This window comes from Pelotomaculum propionicicum, assembly GCF_004369225.1.
Taxonomy (GTDB): domain Bacteria; phylum Bacillota; class Desulfotomaculia; order Desulfotomaculales; family Pelotomaculaceae; genus Pelotomaculum_B; species Pelotomaculum_B propionicicum.
Map to the genome: position 1 here is coordinate 48,645 of NZ_QFFZ01000016.1, position 19,796 is coordinate 68,440.

General features: G+C 44.2%; 15 protein-coding genes. 10 read left to right on the forward strand and 5 right to left on the reverse strand.

What is annotated here, in order from left to right:
* Window positions 1-74 precede the first annotated feature (74 nt).
* Window positions 75-1,511 (forward strand): sigma-54 interaction domain-containing protein, encoded by a 1,437-nt coding sequence (locus Pmgp_RS09005; RefSeq protein WP_134213653.1) that lies wholly within the window; start codon window positions 75-77, stop codon window positions 1,509-1,511.
* 30 nt (window positions 1,512-1,541) lie between these two features.
* On the opposite strand, the gene Pmgp_RS09010 is transcribed toward Pmgp_RS09005, so the two are convergent.
* Window positions 1,542-3,461, reverse strand: a complete 1,920-nt coding sequence (locus tag Pmgp_RS09010; RefSeq protein WP_134213654.1) for an oxidoreductase — start codon at window positions 3,459-3,461, stop codon at window positions 1,542-1,544.
* Between the two features lie 495 nt (window positions 3,462-3,956).
* Here Pmgp_RS09010 and Pmgp_RS09015 point away from each other — a divergent pair, with 495 nt between their 5' ends.
* The 6 genes from Pmgp_RS09015 to Pmgp_RS09040 all read left to right on the forward strand — a co-directional run bounded on the left by Pmgp_RS09015 (window position 3,957) and on the right by Pmgp_RS09040 (window position 11,567).
* Window positions 3,957-4,781 carry an amidohydrolase family protein gene (locus Pmgp_RS09015; protein WP_134213655.1) on the forward strand — a complete coding sequence of 275 codons (825 nt, stop codon included), beginning with the start codon at window positions 3,957-3,959 and terminating at the stop codon, window positions 4,779-4,781.
* An 823-nt stretch (window positions 4,782-5,604) separates the two neighbouring features.
* Complete coding sequence (locus tag Pmgp_RS09020; protein WP_134213656.1) at window positions 5,605-6,900, forward strand: MFS transporter; 1,296 nt, start codon at window positions 5,605-5,607, stop codon at window positions 6,898-6,900.
* A gap of 45 nt (window positions 6,901-6,945) precedes the next feature.
* Entirely contained in the window at window positions 6,946-7,773 is an 828-nt protein-coding gene (locus Pmgp_RS09025) for an amidohydrolase family protein (RefSeq protein ID WP_134213657.1), read from the forward strand.
* An 85-nt stretch (window positions 7,774-7,858) separates the two neighbouring features.
* Window positions 7,859-8,224, forward strand: coding sequence for a hypothetical protein (locus Pmgp_RS09030; RefSeq protein WP_153189200.1), 366 nt, complete (start codon window positions 7,859-7,861; stop codon window positions 8,222-8,224).
* Between the two features lie 18 nt (window positions 8,225-8,242).
* A complete protein-coding gene (locus Pmgp_RS09035; RefSeq protein ID WP_134213659.1) occupies window positions 8,243-10,189 on the forward strand; it encodes an NAD(P)/FAD-dependent oxidoreductase in 1,947 nt (648 codons plus the stop codon).
* Window positions 10,190-10,388: 199 nt separating this feature from the next.
* The gene (locus Pmgp_RS09040) at window positions 10,389-11,567 is read left to right on the forward strand and encodes an anaerobic nitric oxide reductase flavorubredoxin (RefSeq protein ID WP_134213660.1); all 1,179 of its coding nucleotides are present in this window, start codon (window positions 10,389-10,391) and stop codon (window positions 11,565-11,567) included.
* Window positions 11,568-11,655: 88 nt separating this feature from the next.
* Here Pmgp_RS09040 and Pmgp_RS09045 read toward each other — a convergent pair whose 3' ends face one another.
* The gene (locus tag Pmgp_RS09045; RefSeq protein WP_134213661.1) at window positions 11,656-11,883 is read right to left on the reverse strand and encodes a hypothetical protein; all 228 of its coding nucleotides are present in this window, start codon (window positions 11,881-11,883) and stop codon (window positions 11,656-11,658) included.
* Window positions 11,884-12,302: 419 nt separating this feature from the next.
* Between Pmgp_RS09045 and Pmgp_RS09050 the strand changes: the two genes are divergently transcribed.
* A complete protein-coding gene (locus Pmgp_RS09050; protein ID WP_134213662.1) occupies window positions 12,303-12,950 on the forward strand; it encodes a class II aldolase/adducin family protein in 648 nt (215 codons plus the stop codon).
* Between the two features lie 379 nt (window positions 12,951-13,329).
* On the forward strand, window positions 13,330-15,552 hold the full coding sequence (locus Pmgp_RS09055) for a PAS domain S-box protein (RefSeq protein WP_134213663.1): 2,223 nt from the start codon (window positions 13,330-13,332) through the stop codon (window positions 15,550-15,552).
* Window positions 15,553-15,786: 234 nt separating this feature from the next.
* On the opposite strand, the gene Pmgp_RS09060 is transcribed toward Pmgp_RS09055, so the two are convergent.
* The 3 genes from Pmgp_RS09060 to Pmgp_RS09070 all read right to left on the reverse strand — a co-directional run bounded on the left by Pmgp_RS09060 (window position 15,787) and on the right by Pmgp_RS09070 (window position 17,425).
* Entirely contained in the window at window positions 15,787-16,188 is a 402-nt protein-coding gene (locus tag Pmgp_RS09060) for a hypothetical protein (protein ID WP_134213664.1), read from the reverse strand.
* Between the two features lie 162 nt (window positions 16,189-16,350).
* Window positions 16,351-16,731: a DUF4363 family protein gene (locus tag Pmgp_RS09065; RefSeq protein ID WP_134213665.1), complete on the reverse strand. Its 381-nt coding sequence runs from the start codon at window positions 16,729-16,731 to the stop codon at window positions 16,351-16,353.
* A 13-nt stretch (window positions 16,732-16,744) separates the two neighbouring features.
* Window positions 16,745-17,425: a YetF domain-containing protein gene (locus tag Pmgp_RS09070; RefSeq protein WP_134213666.1), complete on the reverse strand. Its 681-nt coding sequence runs from the start codon at window positions 17,423-17,425 to the stop codon at window positions 16,745-16,747.
* A 471-nt stretch (window positions 17,426-17,896) separates the two neighbouring features.
* On the opposite strand from Pmgp_RS09070, the gene Pmgp_RS09075 reads away from it, so the two are divergent.
* Window positions 17,897-19,663 carry a stalk domain-containing protein gene (locus Pmgp_RS09075; RefSeq protein ID WP_134213667.1) on the forward strand — a complete coding sequence of 589 codons (1,767 nt, stop codon included), beginning with the start codon at window positions 17,897-17,899 and terminating at the stop codon, window positions 19,661-19,663.
* Window positions 19,664-19,796: the final 133 nt, after the last annotated feature.

Here is a 19,796-nt window from a genome sequence, read left to right on the forward strand (position 1 = left end):
GAGTGTATTTACTTATAGGAGTCGTGATAGGATTTAATGATACTTAAGCAAAATGTTGCTCTGGGGTGCAATATATGAAACAAGAACAAAAAATATCATCAAGCAATATTGTTATTGATCTAGAAAGCTTGTTGGAAAGTTCCATGGATGGAATCTGGATCTGTGACGGCAAGGGAAATACGCTTTATGTTAACGAAGCTTGTGGTAAGTTTTATGACATTGAGCCCAAAGAGCTTATTGGTAAAAATGTACTTGACTTAATAAATGCTGGTTATTTTAGTGATTCTGCAGCTATTAGTGCTATCAAAACAGGGAAAGTCGTTACCAAAGAAACTAAAAGTCGCATTGGTAAAAGGTTTCTCTTAACGGCACGTCCGATATTTGACTCCAATGGTCTTGTGTGGAGGGTAGTAACTAACGTTCGTGATGTAACGGAAATATTTGAGATAAACAAAAAGCTTGAGGAAAATTTAGCCTTATCCCATAAATATGAGACTGAACTGGAAGAATTACGACAAGAACAAATACTCAAAAATACAAGCAACTTAATTGCTTGCAGCAGCCAAATGAAACAAATAATAAATATTGTCTACCGCATTGCAAGGGCGGAATGTAATGTCTTGATTTTGGGCGAATCAGGTGTTGGGAAAGAAGTTATCTCTAAAACGATTCATAAGACCAGCAACAGAAATAAAGACCCTTTTATCGTAGTTAACTGCGGTGCTATTCCTGAGAATCTTATTGAATCTGAATTATTTGGATTTGAAAAAGGTTCATTCACTGATGCTAAACAACAAAAAATTGGTTTGTTTGAGATTGCTAACGGTGGAACCCTGTTTCTTGATGAAATTGGTGACTTACCATTAATTATGCAAGTAAAAATTTTACGAGCTATTCAAGAACGTGAAATTATGCGTATAGGCGGTAAAAAACAGATCCATTTGGATGTCCGGATCATAGCTGCTACCAACAAAAACCTTGAAGAAATGGTAAGCTTGGGTACATTTCGCGATGATCTCTTCTATCGATTAAATGTGGTTCAAATAGTGATTCCACCTCTGAGGGAACGTATTGATGATATTCCTCCGCTAATTGTTTTCTTTCTAAATAAGTTTAATTCAAAATATAACTGCAAAAAGAGTTTAGCACCAGGATTATTGAACATATTAACAAATTATAACTGGCCTGGGAATATAAGGGAATTAGAAAACGTTGTAGAAAGCCTAATTGTTCTCTGTCCATATGATATTATTGGGGTGGATTACCTGCCAAACAATATTATAAAAACAAGTATTGGTTTACAAGAAAACGGAATAATGCCACTTAAGGATGCTGTAGAACAAGCTGAAAAAAGAGTGATTGCGTTAGCTATGGAGCACTATAAAAGCAGCCGTAAAGCTGCTGATGTGCTAAAAGTTAACCATGTAACTATAACAAGAAAAATTAAAAAATATAATATCAATTATAATAGTCATGAATTCAACCGGGGTAGATCACAAAAGCCGCAGTAATTTCTGCGGCTTTTCCGAAGTTCAATTATGCTAGATTAGCCTGCCGACCCTACCGCCGTCATGCACCGCATCCATGATTTGTGTTTGTTTATAATCGTCCCTACAGTCGCCTACAAGGTAATATTCTTTGCCAAATTCACTGACTTGGTCAGCCAGTACTTCTACAGGCCTGGTTCCTACGGCAAAAATAACGGTATCTGCAGGAATCTCTTTTTTCTCCCCATTGGCTTCAATCATTATATTACTTTTTGTTATTTCGCATACGCGTGTGTAGGTGTAAGATTTAATCCCTGCTTTAGCCATTTTTTCAAGAAGGTCAATCCTCGTTATTGGCTCTACTGTCGAGGCTAGTTCTGGAAGTTGTTCAAACACGGTAATATTTTTAACACCTTTTTCCGCCAGGTAAAGTGCTGTTTCACACCCAACCATTCCTCCGCCAATTATAACAGCCTCGTTTCCTGCTTGCTTTTTGCCGGTTAATATATCGATCGCCGGTATAGCATTTTCTATACCGGGTATGTCGGGAATAATTGGTTTTCCTCCTGTGGCAATAACAACTACATCCGGATCGACATTTCTAATTAAAGTAGGTGTTACCTCGGTGTAAAAGTTAACTTTGACACCGGCTTTTTGAATTTGTGTTATGAACCAGCGGCGTGCGTCCTCGATTTTTCCTTTGTGAGGCGGAAGCTTGGCCATGTTCAACTGGCCGCCCAGTACACCTGTCTTTTCGTAAAGCGTTACGTTGTGTCCTCTCAATGCGGCCACTCTTGCTGCCTCCATGCCTCCAGGGCCTCCGCCAACTATCATGACTGTCTTGCTTCTGGCAGCAGGTATCAGTGTAGCATAATCTCTCTCATGGCCGGTTACCGGGTTTAATATACAGCGCATTCTACGACCCAATGCTGTCCTGCCAATGCAACCGTTATTGCAGCTAAGACAGGGTATAATATCTTTCTCTCTGCCCCTTCTTACTTTCTCGGGATAATATGGGTCACAAATAAGTTGTCTGCCAAGGGCAACAAAATCCGCCCATTTTTCTGAAATAATGTTATTCGCAAAAACGGGATTACGGATCTGGCCGACAGTAATAACCGGTATATTCACCACCTCTTTAATCTCCCTGGCTAAGTATGTCCGCCAACCCTCTTCATAACTGGCAGGCTCAATTATTTTAACCCTGGATTCAACAATACCGGAGCTTATGTGAAGCGCATCCGCTCCAGCCTTTTGAAAAATTAAAGCTAGTTCTTTACCCTCAGTTAATGTATTACCACCATTTACAAATTCTTCAGCACTAAAACGCACACTTATTGGAAAACTTGTACCACAAAGAGTTTTAATTTTTTTTATAATCTCTACAACAATAGTTGCTCTCTTTTCTATAACGCCACCAAACCTGTCCTTTCTGGTATTAGAAACAGGGGAAAGGAATTGGTTCAAAAGATAGCCGTGGGCTGCATGAAGTTCGACCCCGTCAAAGCCCGCCCGTTTTATGCGAAGAGCAGCTTGCGAGAACTTCTCAATAATATCTTCAATTTCTTCCAAAGTTAATACTCTTGGTTTAGCGCCTGAATCTAGAGATGGGATGTCCGACGGTCCAACAGGTACTATAGATTCCTTCCCCGCGTGATGAATTTGGGCAAAAACTCTGGCACCGTGTTGTTGGCAGGCTTCAGCCAGTTCATTTAAACCGGGTAAAAATCGATCGTCATCACAGGATATCTGTGTTGCTATTTTTTTACCATTTGGAAAATCAACTTGAATGTTTTCAATTATAATTAAACCCGCCCCGCCTTTGGCCCTTTCTCTGTAGTAAGCAACCATTGTTTCAGTCACTTCACCTGTAGCACTGCCAAAGCAACTGGCCATTGGAGGCATTACGATACGGTTTTTAACCCACATATTCCCTATCCGTCCAGGGCTAAAAAGATCTTTGTAGTTATTCATGCAAAATCCCCTTTCATTACATTGTCATTCCTTTGATTGCATTTTTAGTCGAAAAGATTTTAGTATTAAAAACGATTACGCAATAAGTATGCCAGGTAGAATTATAATTAAATGAGCTAAGGTTAACATGCAAAAGGATTATGCAAAGCTCTAATAGCACACAGATACAAATTGGTGTTGCTTTTCTGCAACTGTTGTTGCAATTGTGTTTCGGCAGCAAAGCCTAGTTCTAAAGAATATACGAAACCAATCACGACAGGATTGCAACATTTTTTTCACAAAACAGCTTTAGAAATACCCTGTAACACCCTAAATCACTTAGGGTAATAAATTGCGTTTGAGTCCTGATATAGTAAAGAAGCTTTAAATTCAACTCAAAATGGATCTTTTTAAGTTTATTACAGTGAGTAATTGTTGCAAAAATCTTACTGGCAAGCGTTTTGCATATATGAAATTAACAAAAAGTTCTAATAAGTATTTTGGGAGGGACTTATTTTGGCAGATTATAAAATAATTGATTGGCGTTTAAGACCACCTTTTGGTTCATTTAAGGCAAATAAAATATTCGGAGATCCTACTTTTAGTGCTGCTCCAACATATCCCGAATCAGCAAGACAATTTTCAATGGATTTACTAATAAAGGAAATGGATGAATGTGGTGTAGAAATAGGTATGGTACCTTTCCGAAAAGGTCAAGATCAAGGTGATATTGGTAAACTATTAGACGCTTATCCAGGACGATTTATCTGTATGGCTCATATTGACCCTTATGCTGAGGACCCAATAAAGGATATTGATGATCTCATCGTCCAAGGACGGGCTAAATGTGCGATAATTGAGCCTGGGCAATATTTTGTAAAAAAACCAGTGCCAGCAGATGATAAAATTTTATACCCAATTTACGAAAAATGCGAAGCGGAAAATATTATTCTAACCATTACTTTTGGTGGATTATATTGCGAAGCATTAGAATTATATAACCCGATTTTCATTGATAGAGTGGCTAAAGATTTTCCCAATTTAAAAATAGTGCTTACGCATGGCGGTTGGCCATACACAGTTGAGATTTGCCACGTAGCATATCAGCGCCCCAATGTTTACTTATCACCCGATTGTTATTTAACATCATTCCATCCTGGCTATCAGAGTTATGTAACGGCAGCAAACAACATATTACAAGATAAAATTATTTTTGCTACCGTATACCCGGGTTATAGTTTAGAGGTTTGTGTAAATGAGTATCTAAATAATGGTATTAAGCCAGATGTCTTGCCAAAAGTTTTTTATCATAATGCAGCTAAGCTTCTTGGCTTAGAGTAGTATTCTTGAAGTTGTTCAAATAAGAATTGGATTTTACAAATGGTTTATTGCTCTATCTTTAGCTGCAGCTCAGACTGTAGACAAAAACAGCTTTCATACCTCGCGGCATGAAAGCTGTTTTTCTTTAGAAGCCAAAAGTTCAATAGTTTTTGAGGAAATACCTGGTAGTAATGATTCCTTCCCCGCGTGATGTGTTGCTTTTCTGCAACTGTTGTTGCAATTGTGTTTTGGCGGTAAAGCCTAGTTCTAAAGAATATACGAAACCAATCACGACAGGATTGCAACATTTTTTCACAAAACAGCTTTAGAAATACCCTGTAACACCCTAAATCACTTAGGGTAATAAATTGCGTTTGAGTCCTAATATAGTAAAGAATCTTTGAAAATTCAACTCAAAATAGATCTTTTTAAGTTTATTACAGTGAGTAATTGTTGCAAAAATCTTACTGGCAAGCGTTTTGCGTATATGAAATTAATCACAATGGTAATTGAGATAAGAAAGGAGGGCAGTTTTTAAATAAGAGACTACCCTTGAGATTTTGGAGGTTTAATAAAAATGATTATTGATTTTCGGCTTCGTTCACCAACAAAAAGTTTTACAGGATTGTCTATTTTTGATGAAAGTATAACTAAACACCCGGTCAGTATTGGAGCAGAGCCCATATAATCTGTCAGACAAAACTCTATGGAGTTACTAATGAAAGAGATGAAAGAGGCAGGTTTTACTTATTGAAGCTTGAGTAAGTTGAAATAGTTGGGAGAAGACTTTAATTGAAAGTAGAATAGGCCGGATTGTCGGTATAAACGAAGGAGTGGCAAGAAGGTGAGTGCACAGTCTGAAGCATTAGAACAAAGACTAGAGTTTGAATCGGAAACAGAGAAGATAACTCCATATCAATGGAAAGTAATGTATGCAAGTGTAGCTGGTTATATTTTTGACGGTATGGACTCCATTCTATTCGTGCTGGTTTTACCTATGATTATGAAAGAATGGTCACTTTCCTCAGCAACTGCGGGTTTGATGGTAACCATTTTCTTGTTGGGTCAGGTTGTCGGAGGTCTCTTGATGGGTATTGTTGCCGATTACCTGGGCAGAAAAAACACTATGATGTTTACAGTATTGACCTATGCTGTTTCAACAGCAGCCTGCGCTTTTGCTCCTAACTGGGTGATACTGTCGGTATTCAGATTCTTTACCGGATTTGGCTGTGTAGGTGAGTGGTCGGCAGCCGCCACTCTGATAGCCGAAACATGGCCTGCCAAACACCGCTCCAAATGTGCCAGCGTTATGCAAAGTTGCTGGGCTTGGGGCAGCATTCTCGGCTCATTTGTAGTAATGGCTATCGCACCAATCTGGGGATGGCGTGCTGTCTTCCTGGCAGGAGTACTGCCAGCATTTATTGTGCTATATATAAGACGAACCATAAAGGAAACTGCACGTTTCGAAAAAGTTGTTGAAAAAAGAAAAGAAGACAAATCTAAAGGCATTAAATCAAAAGAAAATAGTTTTACTGTTTTGCAACTGTTCAGTGAAAAAATACTTGTTAAACACGTAATCATTGGTGCGGCCATGACCTCTGCCGAACTAATCGTGTGCTGGGCTTTTTTAACATTCGCACCAACTTATATGGTTAATGTAAGAGGTTATTCAATCGTTAAAAGCAGTACGTGGTTTATCGTTTATAATTTGGGCGCCGGAGCAGGATACCTGTTGTGGGGTTCAATAGCAGACAAAATTGGCCGTAAACCGACCTTCTTAATCTATATCCTAATTAGTGCTATTTTCACCCCGCTGTACTTGTTGTGGTCACCAACCGAGGCCTGGTTGTATATTCTCGGACCTTTAGCCGGTTTCGGCACACTGGGGATTTACTCGGGATTTGCCACCTACTATCCGGAGATTTTCCCGACCAGACTTCGCAGTACCGGTACCGCTTTTGCCCCGCAAATAGGTCGAATTGTTTCTACCGCAGGTCCTTGGGCTATTGGCGCAATGGCCATGACCTATGGTTATGGTGTGGCTATGTCACTAGCCTGTCTGACCTGGTTGTGGGCACTGGTAGCTTTGGCCTTTGCACCAGAAACAAGAGGTAAAATGCTTGAAGACATAATTAAATAAGTTAAATACTCAAAAAAAACTAATTAATAGGAGGTAAGATTAATAATGAGAGTTCTTGACTGCCGCGCCCGTCCCAATACGCCGGAATATTTCTCCCTCTTGCAAGGGGAAGGAATTAAGACCGTATTTAGAAAATCAGGAAACCCTTTCCCCAAGGAGAGTACTCTGGAAGATTTTATCAGTGACATTGATAAGGCGGGTATTGACAAGGTGGTATGTACCGGTAGAGATATCGAAACCACGTCAGCCTGGAAAGTAACCAACGACTATGTGGCAAATATGGTAAGCAAATATCCGGACCGGATTATCGGTATAGCCGGGATCGATCCCAATAAGGGAGATGGAGCTGTCCGTGAAGTTGAGCGGGCAGTAAATGAACTAGGGTTGAAAGGCGCTTCAATTGACCCATTCGGAGCGGGATTATATGCCAATGACCCCAAAATGTACCCAATTTATCAAAAATGTTCGGATCTTAAGGTCCCGGTATTTATTACCATTGGCCCGTTGCCTGTAAGCGGTACTAAAATAAGTTTTGGATCGCCTCTGCCCATCGACGATGTGGCTGTAGATTTTCCCAAGTTAAAGATTTTGTGTTCACACGGAGGCTGGCCTTTTACCCGCGAAATGGTAGCTATTGCCTGGCGGAACGATAACGTGTATTTTGAAACATCGGTCTACCATTTCCTGCCTGGTGCGGAATTGGTGGTAGAAGCGGCTAACACCATAATCAGTGATAAATTAGTGTTTGCTTCCGCTCACCCGTTTGCGCCGTTTAAAGAGAGTCTTGAAAGATTTAAAAAGCTCCCGTTTAAAGAAGAAGTGCTGCCGAAAGTGCTATACCAAAATGCCGCTCAAATGCTTGGGATAGAATAGACAAAGGCAATATTTCAGCAGACATAAACTTAGCCGGGCAAAAGAGTTTTGCCCGGCTAAGGTTTAGTCTTATAGGGGTGAAATAATGAACCTAATATATCAAAGCCTAAAATCACGTGAGCCGCGCAAACATTTTTTTCGGCTATTAAGTTTGAAAACTGTTATCATTGGTGTAATGATGGGTTTAATGGCCAATACTTGGATTATTGTAATCGCAGGTTTAATTGTTTTTTTGTTGCAGTTTGTTATTCCGACTATTACTATTAAATGCCCTACCTGTTTTGCACAAAATAACGTGGAACACCAAGTTGCCATTTTTAATTGCCCAAAATGTGGTTCGGGCTTGGGGCTTAACAACCAAAATGTATGGGTGCCTGCGAGTGAAATCAATGCTTCTACTGCCTCAAAAACTAAGGTTAGACAAAGGATCACAAGAGACAGCTACAGTTAAATCAGGAGGTATTAATTCGTGATTAAATATAAACACCTTTTTGAACAGGGTAAGATTGGAAATATGCCGGTCAGAAACCGCATTGTCATGCCGCCTATGGCCACTTGTTTCGGCAGTGCCACCGGTGAAGTGACAGATACAATGATTGCCTATTACAGGGAAAGGGCCAAGGGCGGAGTGGGCCTTATAATAGTTGAAAATGTGCAGGTAGATTACCCCAGAGGCAAAAACATTGTAACCCAGATAAGTTGTGACGACGATCGCTACTTGCCGGGCTTGAATGAATTGGCAGAAGCTTGCCAGCAATTCGGCGCCAGGATCTTTGCCCAGATTCATCATGCGGGACGCGAAACGGCTCCTCCAATTATTGAAGGACTTCAACCGGTCGGAGCTTCCGACAAACCATGCGGTTTCATGCAAGTCCCGACAAAAGCTCTTACTACCGAAGAAGTAGATGAATTAGTGGAAAAGTTTGCCCAGGGAGCTTTCAGGATTAAGAGGGCTGGTTTTGACGGCGTTGAACTCCACGGAGCACATGGATATCTTATTGGTCAGTTTTTATCTCCTCTCACCAATACAAGAAATGACAAGTACGGCGGCAGTACGGTAAAGGATCGCTGCAACTTTGTTTTGGCTATCATCAAACGAATCAGGGAACTTTGCTCCAGGAATTTTCCCCTTTCGGTAAGGTTTAGTGCGGAAGAGTTTATTAAGGGAGGTAACAGTTTAGAAGAGGGAATACAGATAGCCAAGCTGCTTGAAGAAGCTGGAGTAGATGTTTTACATGTAAGTTCAGGTATATATGAATCGATGTGTACTTTGCTAGAACCCATGAGCTACCCGGAAGGATGGCGGATATATATTGCCGAGGCTATCAAAAAGGAAGTCAGTATTCCTGTTATAACAGTCGGAAAAATTAGAAACCCAGCTCTGGCTGATAGTATAATTGAACAAAACAAAGCTGATTTTGTTGCAATTGGAAGGCAGTTAATTTGTGATCCTTATTACCCATTAAAGGCGAGAGAAGGCCGGGAAGAGGATATTATACCCTGTATTAGCTGCAACATCGGCTGTGTCGGAGGACGTATGTTTGTCGGACGCAGAATACGCTGTATACTAAACCCGGCAACTGGCCGTGAGAGGGATTATTCCGAGCTAATGCCAGCTACAAAGAAAAAGAAGGTTATGATCATAGGTGCGGGGCCAGGGGGAATGGAGGCAGCAAGAGTGGCCGCATTGAGAGGTCATGATGTAACGCTTTACGAAAAGACAGGTGTACTGGGCGGCCAGTTGAACATGGCCAAGCTTCCGCCTCACAAAGAAAAAATCGAGGACGCACGCCACTGGTTCATAACACAAATTCAAAAAGCCGGTGTCAAAGTTAACTTTTACACCGAGGTAACACCTACTTTAATTAGAAATGTCGATCCGGATGTGGTTGTTATTGCCACAGGAGGAAAACCGATCGTCCCCCAAATACCGGGAATAGAAAATGCCATACCGGCAATCGGAATATTAGCAGGCGAAAAGCAATTGGGTAACGAAGCCTCTATCATCGGTGGAGGAATGGTTGGGTGTGAAACAGCACTTTATCTGGCAGAAAAAGGTGTTAAAAATATTACTGTGTTTGAACAACTTCCAGAACTAGCCTCGACAGTAGAGCCAATGACGAGGATTGACCTTCTTGAAAAAATGGCTAAAGCAGGGATTAAATCTTACACCAATACACTTGTATGCGAAATAACAAAAAATAATATAATGATTGAAGCCAATGGGGAGAAAAAAGAGATTCCTGCAGATACCGTTATTTTTGCCGTAGGAACCAGGCCTGTAGAAGTACTGGCTGACCAAGTCAGTGAATTTGGCAAAGAATATTACCTTGTAGGCGACTGTAGGGACGATTATAAACAAACACAAATCATGGATGCGGTGCATGACGGCGGCAGGGTCGGCAGGTTAATATAAAGGCGATTGATGTTTTTTAGCTGTGAAATTCAGAGTTAATAAAATATTAAACTTTTAGAAAGCTTCATTTAAGCTCCTCCCTTTAAAATAGTGTCATTAAAGAGTTGAACTATTTTTAAAGGGGGGTATTTTATTTTTGGGGGAATTATTGATTGTTCAGTTTGGGATCATAAAAAATCTTAAAGGAGCTGGTTGAAAGATGATCCAAATAAAAGACAATATTTTCTGGGTCGGGATCAAGGACTGGGAACTCAAAAAATTTCATGGCGAGGAGCTTTCCACCCACCGGGGCTCCACTTATAATTCCTACCTGATCAAGGATAAGAAAACTGCCCTGGTGGACACAGTCTGGACTCCTTTCTATGAAAAGTACCTGGAGCAACTGGAAAGTGAAGTAGGGCTGAAAAACATCGACCTGATCGTAACCAACCACTGCGAGCAGGACCACGGGGGCAGCCTGCCGTACCTGTTGGAGAGGATCCCCGGAACCCCTGTTTACTGCACTAAAAACGGCGCCATGATGATCAAAAAGCACTTCCATAAAGACTGGAATTTTAATATTGTGAAAACCGGCGACAGTGTCGATCTTGGCGCCAATAAGCTGGTCTTTGTGGAGATGCAGATGTTGCACTGGCCTGACTCAATGGCCACCTATGTGGCAGGAACCAATGTGCTGCTCTCCAACGACGCCTTTGGCCAGCACTACGCTTCACCGTTTATGTTCAACGACCAGGTTGACCAGTGCGAGCTCTACCAGGAAGCGATAAAGTACTATGCCAACATTTTGACGCCATTCAGTAAAATGGCCAAGGCCAAAATTAACGAAGTTATCGGCCTAGGACTGCCCATTGAGATGATCGCGCCCAGCCACGGCATTATCTGGCGGGACAACCCGATGCAGATTGTGGAGAAGTACGCCCAGTGGGCGGACGGCTACCATGAAGGTACAGTTGTGGTCCTGTATGACACCATGTGGGGCGCGACCAGGAAGATGGCGCAGGCCATTGCAGCCGGCCTGGCTAAAAAGGGTATAGGCGCCAAGCTGATCAATGCGGGGAAATCGGACAGGAACGACGTGGTCGCGGAGATATTCAAGGCCAGGGGGTTGATTGTGGGCAGTTCCACTATTAACAAAGGCATACTCAGCGATGTCGCCGCGCTGATAGAGATGGTCAAAGGGCTGAAGTTTAAGAATAAGATCGGGGCGGCTTTCGGCTCATACGGCTGGAGCGGTGAATCGGTTAAAATCCTGGAAGAAGGATTAAAAGAATCCGGCATCGAATTAGTTGTTGAGGGGATCAGGGCGCAATACAATCCCACTCCCGAAGATCTCCAGTCCTGTGAGGCTTTAGGGGAAGCGTTTGCCGCGAAGATTTAAGTTCGCACTGCCTGACAGAGTTGCAAATTAAGGTGAGGTTAGGATGGCTGCACCCCACTGCCGGCCGGGCGGATGGGGCCTTCTCTTTTTACCGGCCCTGCCGGGCAAAGGTTAAAAACAAAGCGAGCAGGCACCCCATCACGGCAACCAATAGGGCGCCCTTGTTTTTTTTGTTTTTTTGGAATGAGATAATCGTTACAATCAGGGCGATACCTGAGAAAGCTAACATTCCTGCAAAGTCGCCCCCTGCGGCAAGCAGCAGCAGGCCGGCTGCGATCAGAGTTGTCAGGTTGTCTGGCCTGTACCGGTTGTTCAATATCCCTGGCTCCTTATTCTATCAGCATAGTTTCATGTTTTTAAATTAAACTTTTACCTCCGGTTTCCCTCTATTGCCACATCCACATTATTGTCTCGACCCATTTCGGATGATGGGATTTCTTGTTTTTTAAGGAAAGATGTTTATTAACCTTTCAGCTAAAACTTCTTAATTATTGTAAACTTCATTGAGTTAGCTAGAGCATCAATCACGAGCTTGACGTACGGATTCTTGTTTTCAGAATGGCTATGGCTTTTGGCGGCAGGAATTATTCATTATTGATGGAAGGATTAATGAGCAGCGCTTTTTTGGTAGAATCGAAAGGAGTGAAAAAAGCCCCCCTGCAATAGAAAATGAATTTTCTAGATACGGCTATACTGAAGTAATTCGAGTCGAAACACAGTGAGGAGGTGTTAAAGATGTTATTGAAGGATTTAAGAGAAAGTGTCATAGAATATGCTTTAAAAGTTATTGATGCCGGGTTAATATCCTCCACCTGGGGAAACATCAGCGCGCGGGACCCGGAAAGCGGGTTGATCGCCATTACTCCCAGCGGGATGGAATACCGGAAACTATCTCCTGATGATATAGTAATTGTTAATAAAAACGGGAATATAGTTGACAGTAAGCGTAAACCTTCCTCGGAAACCCCCATGCATGCCCTTTTTTACCGGGAGCGTCCGGAGATTAACGGTATAGTACACACCCATTCCTGCTACGCCACAGCAATGTCTACTTTGAAAAAAGAGATTCCCGTGGTCCTGGCGGAGTTGGGAGCCTGCGTGGGAGGTCCGGTAAAGGTGGCTGAATACGCCAGAGGTGGCACGGAAGAATTCGGCCAGGCCGCGCTAAGGGCTATCGGGGACGGGACAGCGGTACTACAGCAGAACCATGGTGTTTTGGCCATCGGCAAGACATTAAACGATGCCCTGTTTTCAGCTATTGTTGTGGAAGAAGCGGCCAAAATCTACTGGCTGGCGCTGCAGGTGGGTGAACCTTTTATTCTGCCCGATCAAGAAGTAAAGGAAATCCATGAAGGGTTTATCAAAACATACGGTCAGAAGTAATCCGGTATCATGGCTTTAAATGAGAAATAAGAGAACTCTGCCACCCGGGGTAAAGTTCTTTTTTGTTTAATTTATACCAGTCTAAAAATTTAGCAACACAACCTTACCTTAATTTTTAAAACTGTACTGCCCCAGGGATTTTTCTGCTGTATAATTGTTTATGCCTCTACATTAAATTACTGAATATCCGATATGTAGAATAACCACATTGAAAAAATAAAAGGAAAATTGTTATTTTGTAGAATAAAATACATATTTTAATTTTTTAGCTTGGTATTAGCGGATATTAGTTTTTGCAGAGGAGGTGCCTTTCCTGTCAATCCATGCAGAAAAAAAAGAGGCTCCCAAAAATGCCGGGCGCTGGAAAAACAGGTCGCTCATGATAGAACATACCCAGCTTTTTGCCAAAGCTATTGAAGTGTTAACCCAGCCTTTCGTTGCACGTCTTCTTGACGGGAGCATGCTGATGTGCAACAGAGCTTTTTGTGATATAACGGGATATTCAGAAAAAGAACTGCGGTCAATGAAGAAAAAGCACGGCCTTGTACCTCCCGGCTGGGTTGACTATAAAACAAAGGCGCTGGAGGAACTGTGCCGCACCGGCCAGCCGCAACGCTTTGAAATTGAGTATCTCCGTAAGGATGGGTCCCACCTGCCGGTTGAAATACTTATATATTTGGTAAATGGCGCTGACAGTACGCCCCTTTATTACTATATGTTTGTAAATGATATCACCAAGCGTAGACAGGCGGAGGAAGCGCTGCAATTAAGTGAAGAACGTTACCGCCAACTGATCGAAAATGCTCCTCTTGGTATTGCAGTGTTTGACACCAAAGGGCAGATAAAGACTGTCAATAAAGCCCTCATGCAAATTTTTGGTACACCTGAAGACGAAGTAATGAGAATAAATGTTTTGGAGTACCCTCCTTTTGTGCAAGCAGGCCTGCCCGGCGACATCCACAAATGTATGGAGACTGGAGAAACGGTGGTTACTGAACATCCTTACACAACGAGGTGGGGCAACAATATTCACCTGCGCCTGCACCTTACCCCCCTGCGGGACACAAATGGTGTGATCAACGGCGTACAGGCAATTCTTGAGGACTTTACTGACCGCAAACGTACAGAGGAGGAGCTTATTAACGCCCACCAGAAACTTATGGACATTATTGAGTCCCTGCCTGACGCTACCTTTGTGATAGACAAGGATAGAAAGGTAATTGCCTGGAACCAGGCAATGGAAGAGTTGACCGGCACTCCCAAGGCCGAAATCCTGGGTAAAGGCGATTATGCGTATGGTGTTCCGCTATACGGAGAGCCAAGGCCGGTCATGATTGATCTTGCTTTTGGCGAAGATAAGCAGACCGAAGAGAAATATGATTATGTGACCAAAGAAGGAAACATCTTTTATGCCGAAGCCTTTTTACCGGCGGTGCGCGGTGGAAAAGGAGCGTACCTGTGGGGCAAAATATCACGCCTCTATGACCGGGAGGGCAGACTGATCGGCGCCATCGAGTCGATCCGGGATATAACTGAACGTAAGCGAACAGAAGAGCAGCTTAAATATTTGAGCCTGCATGACCCGCTCACCGGGCTCTATAACCGTACCTTTTTTGAAGACAGCATGCGGCGGGCGGGAGACGGCCGCTTCAGCCCCGTGGGTATTATTGTTTGCGACCTGGATGGTTTAAAGTTTATTAATGACACTCTGGGGCATGACGCGGGGGATTCCCTCCTGGAGAATGCCGCGGCGGTAATCGAAGGTTCTTTCCGCCAGAGTGACATTGTCTCCCGCATCGGCGGGGATGAATTCGCCATACTGCTCATCCACAGCGATGAGAAAACGGTGGAGGACGCCTGCAACAGGCTCAGGCACGCTATTGACAGGTACAATGAGGCCAGGCCTGAGATACCTCTCAGCATATCTATGAGGTTTGCCGTCAGCACCCAGTCGGATCACGGTATCAATGAACTTTTTAAAGAAGCTGACAACAATATGTACAGGGAAAAGCTGCACTGCAGCCAAAGCGCCAGAAGCGCCATCGTCCAAACCCTGATGAAAGCCCTGGAGGCCAGGGATTTTATTACTGAGGGGCATGCTGTCAGGCTGCAGGAATTTGTGACTATTTTGGCCGGCGCCATAGACTTGCCCAAGCGCAACATATCAGATCTAAACCTGCTGGCCAAGTTCCATGACATCGGCAAGGTAGGTGTCTCTGACAATATCCTGTTTAAGCCCGGCAATTTAAGCTCGGAGGAGGCCGCTGAAATGCGGCGCCACTGCGAGATCGGCTACCGTATCGCCCAGTCGGCGCCTGACCTGGCGCCCATAGCCGAATGGATTTTGAAACACCACGAATGGTGGAACGGGAAAGGTTACCCGCAAGGATTAAAAGGGGAAGAGATCCCGCTGGAATGCCGTATCCTGGCTATCGCGGACGCTTATGACGCCATGACCAACAACCGCCCTTACAGGAAAGCCATGACGCATCATGATGCGGTCAGAGAGCTTAAACGGTGCTCCGGAACCCAATTCGACCCGCACCTGGTAGACAAGTTTGTGGATGTTCTCAGCAAGTCTGCCAGGCCTGAGAAAACTTAACACTGAAGGGAGACGATTTCAAACAGGTTGACCTGAGAACAGACCGGCAAAAAGAGTTGGAAAAAGTTGAGAAATAATGTTATTTAAATCTTTTTGCGGCTTTCATTATCAGCAGCCGCGGCAGGGCTGCCCACACCACTGTGGTCCTGTTTGTCCGCCGCGGGGGAACTGGCTTCATCAATTTGGGCCGCTCCACCCGCGGCGGGGGGTGTTTGTATCCTCAGTAAGCGAGTTTTACTCGTCCTCAGACTCGCCGTTAAGCTGTGTTTCGAGCGGCGCTGAATCGCCCGCTTCCTTGGAAACAGAAATTTCAGATGACTGTTTAGCGTCGAGTTTTCTTTGCAACCCGGCGTTTTCTTCCTGCAAATTCAGAATATCCTGGCGCAGGCCGGCAGATTCCCCGCGCAGCACGGCTATCTCTTTTTTAAGGCCTGCCAGATAAACGAGAGTGTAAATCAAGATCCAGATCAGGATAATACCCAGTAACAGCCTTTTCCACTGCAAAATAAGATCAATGATTTTGGGGATTTTACTGTTGGGTGTCTCTTTCCCCAGCAGCTCTTCCAGCTCCTTGATGGTTACACAGGTGTAATTCTGTTTTGGTTCGGTTTTATACCTGAAAGTGAATTTTCGCATGGCGTGCCTTTCTACAAGCCGTCAATAGGACTGATGGCTTGCAATAAAAGCTAAATTTCTACAAATACTATGGTAATACCTGCTGAGGCATATAAAAATAACCCATAAGAAATGGGCCGGCAGAAAAAAAAGCCGCATAATTGCGGTCTGAGGTTTTTTTCTTTAAAGTATGTTTTTGATACTTATTGTTTCTTTCTCCGGGATGTGTTTAATCATTAACGCCAGCTCAGAAAACTGGCCCAGGGACAGCGGGGCGTTTTTCGCGGCTACATATTCACGGGCCCTGGCCATTGAAAACTCAATATTGTCCATTTCCTGGTGGTCTAAAACAGTAGGCCACCATTTTGCTTTTTCATCCCAAACTTTTTCCAGCTCTATGGTCAGAGTGTATGCTTCATCCCACCGGCCATTTTCAAGCTCCAGAGTTATTTCTTCAATATTTTGCAGTAATTCGCCGGCTGACAACCGCAGCTGGTGATTTGTCCAAAATCCCAGTGTCACTATGGCTGTGAATACTATGAGCAGGCCTATGAGTAAGCGCATTAAATACTCCTTTTTAAACTGCTTTGGTTTTGACCTGGTAAAACAGTTTTCCTGCGCTATCGAGGCTGGCAAAGAGCACCTCCCGGTAACTGTCAATCCCGCGTTTTTGCAGCTCTGAGGCCAGCCAATTCTCGTCCAGGTTAATTTTGGCCAGGTTTTTCTTAAACAGGTACCCGTCTATGATCAGGGTTACCGGCAGACCTTCGTATTCAGTGGATAAATTTAGATCAGCCGGCGCCAGGGGCCTTTTCTGTGATTTGGGGATGATGCTGAGTTCACCGCTGGTTTCCAATATGGCAAATTCAACATCGGCAATGTTTGGTGTGTTTTTGGCCCTGAGTTGTTCCAGCAGGTCGTTGATATTATAACGCAGCCGGGCCAACTCCTTTTCAACAATCCTGCCGTTTTCAATCAGCACGCTGGGAGTGCTGCAGACAACACTCCTGGCCCGCTCGCTTTTCAGAAAAATATAGGACAATGCCACCTGGGCGACGATCAAAGTGAAAATAGGAAACAGGCCGCTGGCCAGGGGAACTCCGGTATTCTCCATCGGGATTGCCGCCAGGGCTGAAAGCATGATCACAATTACCAGTTCGTAGGGCTGAAGCTGGCCTATCTGCCTCTTTCCCATCAGCCTCAGCCCGATAACTACCACAGCAAACAAGATGAGCGTACGGATAATCCCCAGTATCATGCTGCCGACTCCTGCTTTTTATTTCACTGATATCATTTACTGACAGGCCCGGTTTTATAAATTTTTTTCAAGGAAACAGCTTAAAAGGCCTGAAAAGAGATATTAAGTAACATTACATCAGGAAACTTCATATTATAAAAAAATCTTAAATTAGAGCAAAGGAGGTTGTTTGTATGGCAGTGGAACTGGAAGAAGGAATCAAGGCTGAAGCTCTTACCAAAGTCTTTCCACTTTTCTTTTTCTTCATTTTCGTATTCTTCTTTTTCTTCGTTTTTATCTAGGATTGGTTAATCCTGGGGGTCCGGTTGTTTAAACCGGCCCTTTTTGCTTTTAACCTGCCATGGACAGGTGAAAAATTTATTAGCAGATTTAGTAAATAATGGTTTCATTAAAAGAATGATTTGGCGGCGCGATGTAGAAATAAAACTAATTAGGAAGAATTAAATCTGTTTACATAGGAGGATTTAATGGATGTTTAATAAGAAAACGGGGATTGCCGCTGCCGCGCTCCTGTTGCTTTTACTCTGGATGCCCGGTAAGGCTGTTTCAGCCGATGCTGCTGAAAACGTGCCCAATGTCATCCCGGAAATGCTCACGGCCGATTTCTGGATAGATAAGCTGCCGGAACCGGATCAAGTGATTATGGACGGGGAGGAGATAGCTTCATTTAACCGGGATATTATCAGGACGCAGCCCGAACTAATATATGATTTAACTGATTATCCGGCTTCATTAAACAAAGAGCGGCTCACCAAGCTTGTAACCATGCGGCCATTCCCGGATGAAGACAGGTACTCCAACGGTCGCCTGGTTGACTGGGCTTATTACCAGAACCTCAAGGAACAGATGAACCTGCCCGGCATTGGTGAGAAGAATGAAGTTGCTTACGGTGTTACGGTAAGAAGGACCAATATCAGGACCTTCCCGACCTCTGACGAGTCGCTGAGCGAGCCTGACGACAAGGAGTTTGACCTTTTCCAGGAAACAGCCGCGGGACCTGCCGAGCCGGTGCTGGTCCTGCATCACAGCCTGGACGGCGGCTGGTGTTTTGTCCAGATTTACAATTACTGCGGCTGGATGCCCGCCGCGGATATTGCCGTGGCTAAAGACAAGGAAAGCTGGCTGGCTTATGTGAAACCCTCTGAATACCTGGTGGTGACGGGCAACAGGCTGGGACTTGGTTTTCCTGGCCCCCTGCCGGTTGAGCTCACCATGGGAACAAAAGTCCCGCTGGCTGGCGGCCGGGAAAAAGGTGGAGTTGTGCCGGGCCAGGCCAAAGATTACGAGGTGCTGCTGCCGGTGCGCGGCGCTAATGGCGAGCTGCTGACAGAAACAGCTCTGATCCCGGGCGGCGCTGATGTCTCAATTGGCTATCTGTCTTACACCAGGGCCAATATCATCAGGCAGGCCTTCAAAATCCTGGGCGAGAGGTATGGTTGGGGAGGGATGTTCAACGCCAGGGACTGTTCCGCTTTTGTGATGGATGTGTATAAGAGTTTCGGCCTGATGCTGCCCAGAAACGGGGACGAGCAGGAGCGTTCAGCAGGCGTGACGGTGAGCTTTGAAGATCTCAGCACCAGGCAGCGCTATGAATTGCTCGACACCCTGCTGCCCGGAGCGTCGCTGCATACGCCCACCCACGAACTGCTCTACCTTGGCAGGCATGAGGGGCTTTACTACGTGATACATGATATCACCTCGTACGGTGATGCCAGCCGGCCCAATCCCGACGGCACCCTGGGGAAAATCGTGCTGAACAGGGTCGCGGTTACAGATTTGTCCCTGCCCAGGAGGAACGGCATGCTGTTCATAGACTCCCTTACCGGCGGGAAGCAGATCCAGACCAGGGCCGGGTCAAGCGATTCCTCCAGCGACTATAATGTGAGTGTGTATTTGAACGGTACGTTGGTGGATTTTCCGGACCAGAAGCCTTTTATAGATGTATCAGCAGACAGGGTTTTCGTGCCGGTGCGTTTTGTTTCAGAAGCGCTGGGAGCGCAAGTTGAATGGGTGCGGGAGGAGCAAAAAATACTGATAAACAAGGATGGAAAGCAAATTGCTTTATATGTGGGCCGAAAAGAAGTTTTTGTGGACGGGCGGAAATACACACTGGACGTTGCTGTCAGGCTTGTTAACGGCAGGACCATGGTGCCCTTGAGGTTTGTCAGTGAAGCGCTGGGCGCCGGGGTAAAATGGACAGGTCAGGGCAGCGGCGGCAGGGTGGATATCACAGGTTAAGAAGGTGTTAGCGTGAAAACAATTCAATTACACAACTGAAGGAGTAAGCCTAAAAAAGGACATACTTATCCCTTGGTTTAAAAAATTGATTTTTTAAGCAGATTGTAATGATATTGCTAAAATGTCCGAGGCT

What these genes read in the sequence shown, in the direction of transcription:
- Pmgp_RS09060 (WP_134213664.1), bottom strand. Translation starts at nt 16,188, where the DNA reads ATGCGAAAATTCACTTTCAGGTATAAAACCGAACCAAAACAGAATTAC.
- Pmgp_RS09040 (WP_134213660.1), top strand. Translation starts at nt 10,389, where the DNA reads ATGATCCAAATAAAAGACAATATTTTCTGGGTCGGGATCAAGGACTGG.
- Pmgp_RS09070 (WP_134213666.1), bottom strand. Translation starts at nt 17,425, where the DNA reads ATGATACTGGGGATTATCCGTACGCTCATCTTGTTTGCTGTGGTAGTT.
- Pmgp_RS09050 (WP_134213662.1), top strand. Translation starts at nt 12,303, where the DNA reads ATGTTATTGAAGGATTTAAGAGAAAGTGTCATAGAATATGCTTTAAAA.
- Pmgp_RS09005 (WP_134213653.1), top strand. Translation starts at nt 75, where the DNA reads ATGAAACAAGAACAAAAAATATCATCAAGCAATATTGTTATTGATCTA.
- Pmgp_RS09055 (WP_134213663.1), top strand. Translation starts at nt 13,330, where the DNA reads ATGATAGAACATACCCAGCTTTTTGCCAAAGCTATTGAAGTGTTAACC.
- Pmgp_RS09025 (WP_134213657.1), top strand. Translation starts at nt 6,946, where the DNA reads ATGAGAGTTCTTGACTGCCGCGCCCGTCCCAATACGCCGGAATATTTC.
- Pmgp_RS09010 (WP_134213654.1), bottom strand. Translation starts at nt 3,461, where the DNA reads ATGAATAACTACAAAGATCTTTTTAGCCCTGGACGGATAGGGAATATG.
- Pmgp_RS09065 (WP_134213665.1), bottom strand. Translation starts at nt 16,731, where the DNA reads ATGCGCTTACTCATAGGCCTGCTCATAGTATTCACAGCCATAGTGACA.
- Pmgp_RS09075 (WP_134213667.1), top strand. Translation starts at nt 17,897, where the DNA reads ATGTTTAATAAGAAAACGGGGATTGCCGCTGCCGCGCTCCTGTTGCTT.
- Pmgp_RS09030 (WP_153189200.1), top strand. Translation starts at nt 7,859, where the DNA reads ATGAACCTAATATATCAAAGCCTAAAATCACGTGAGCCGCGCAAACAT.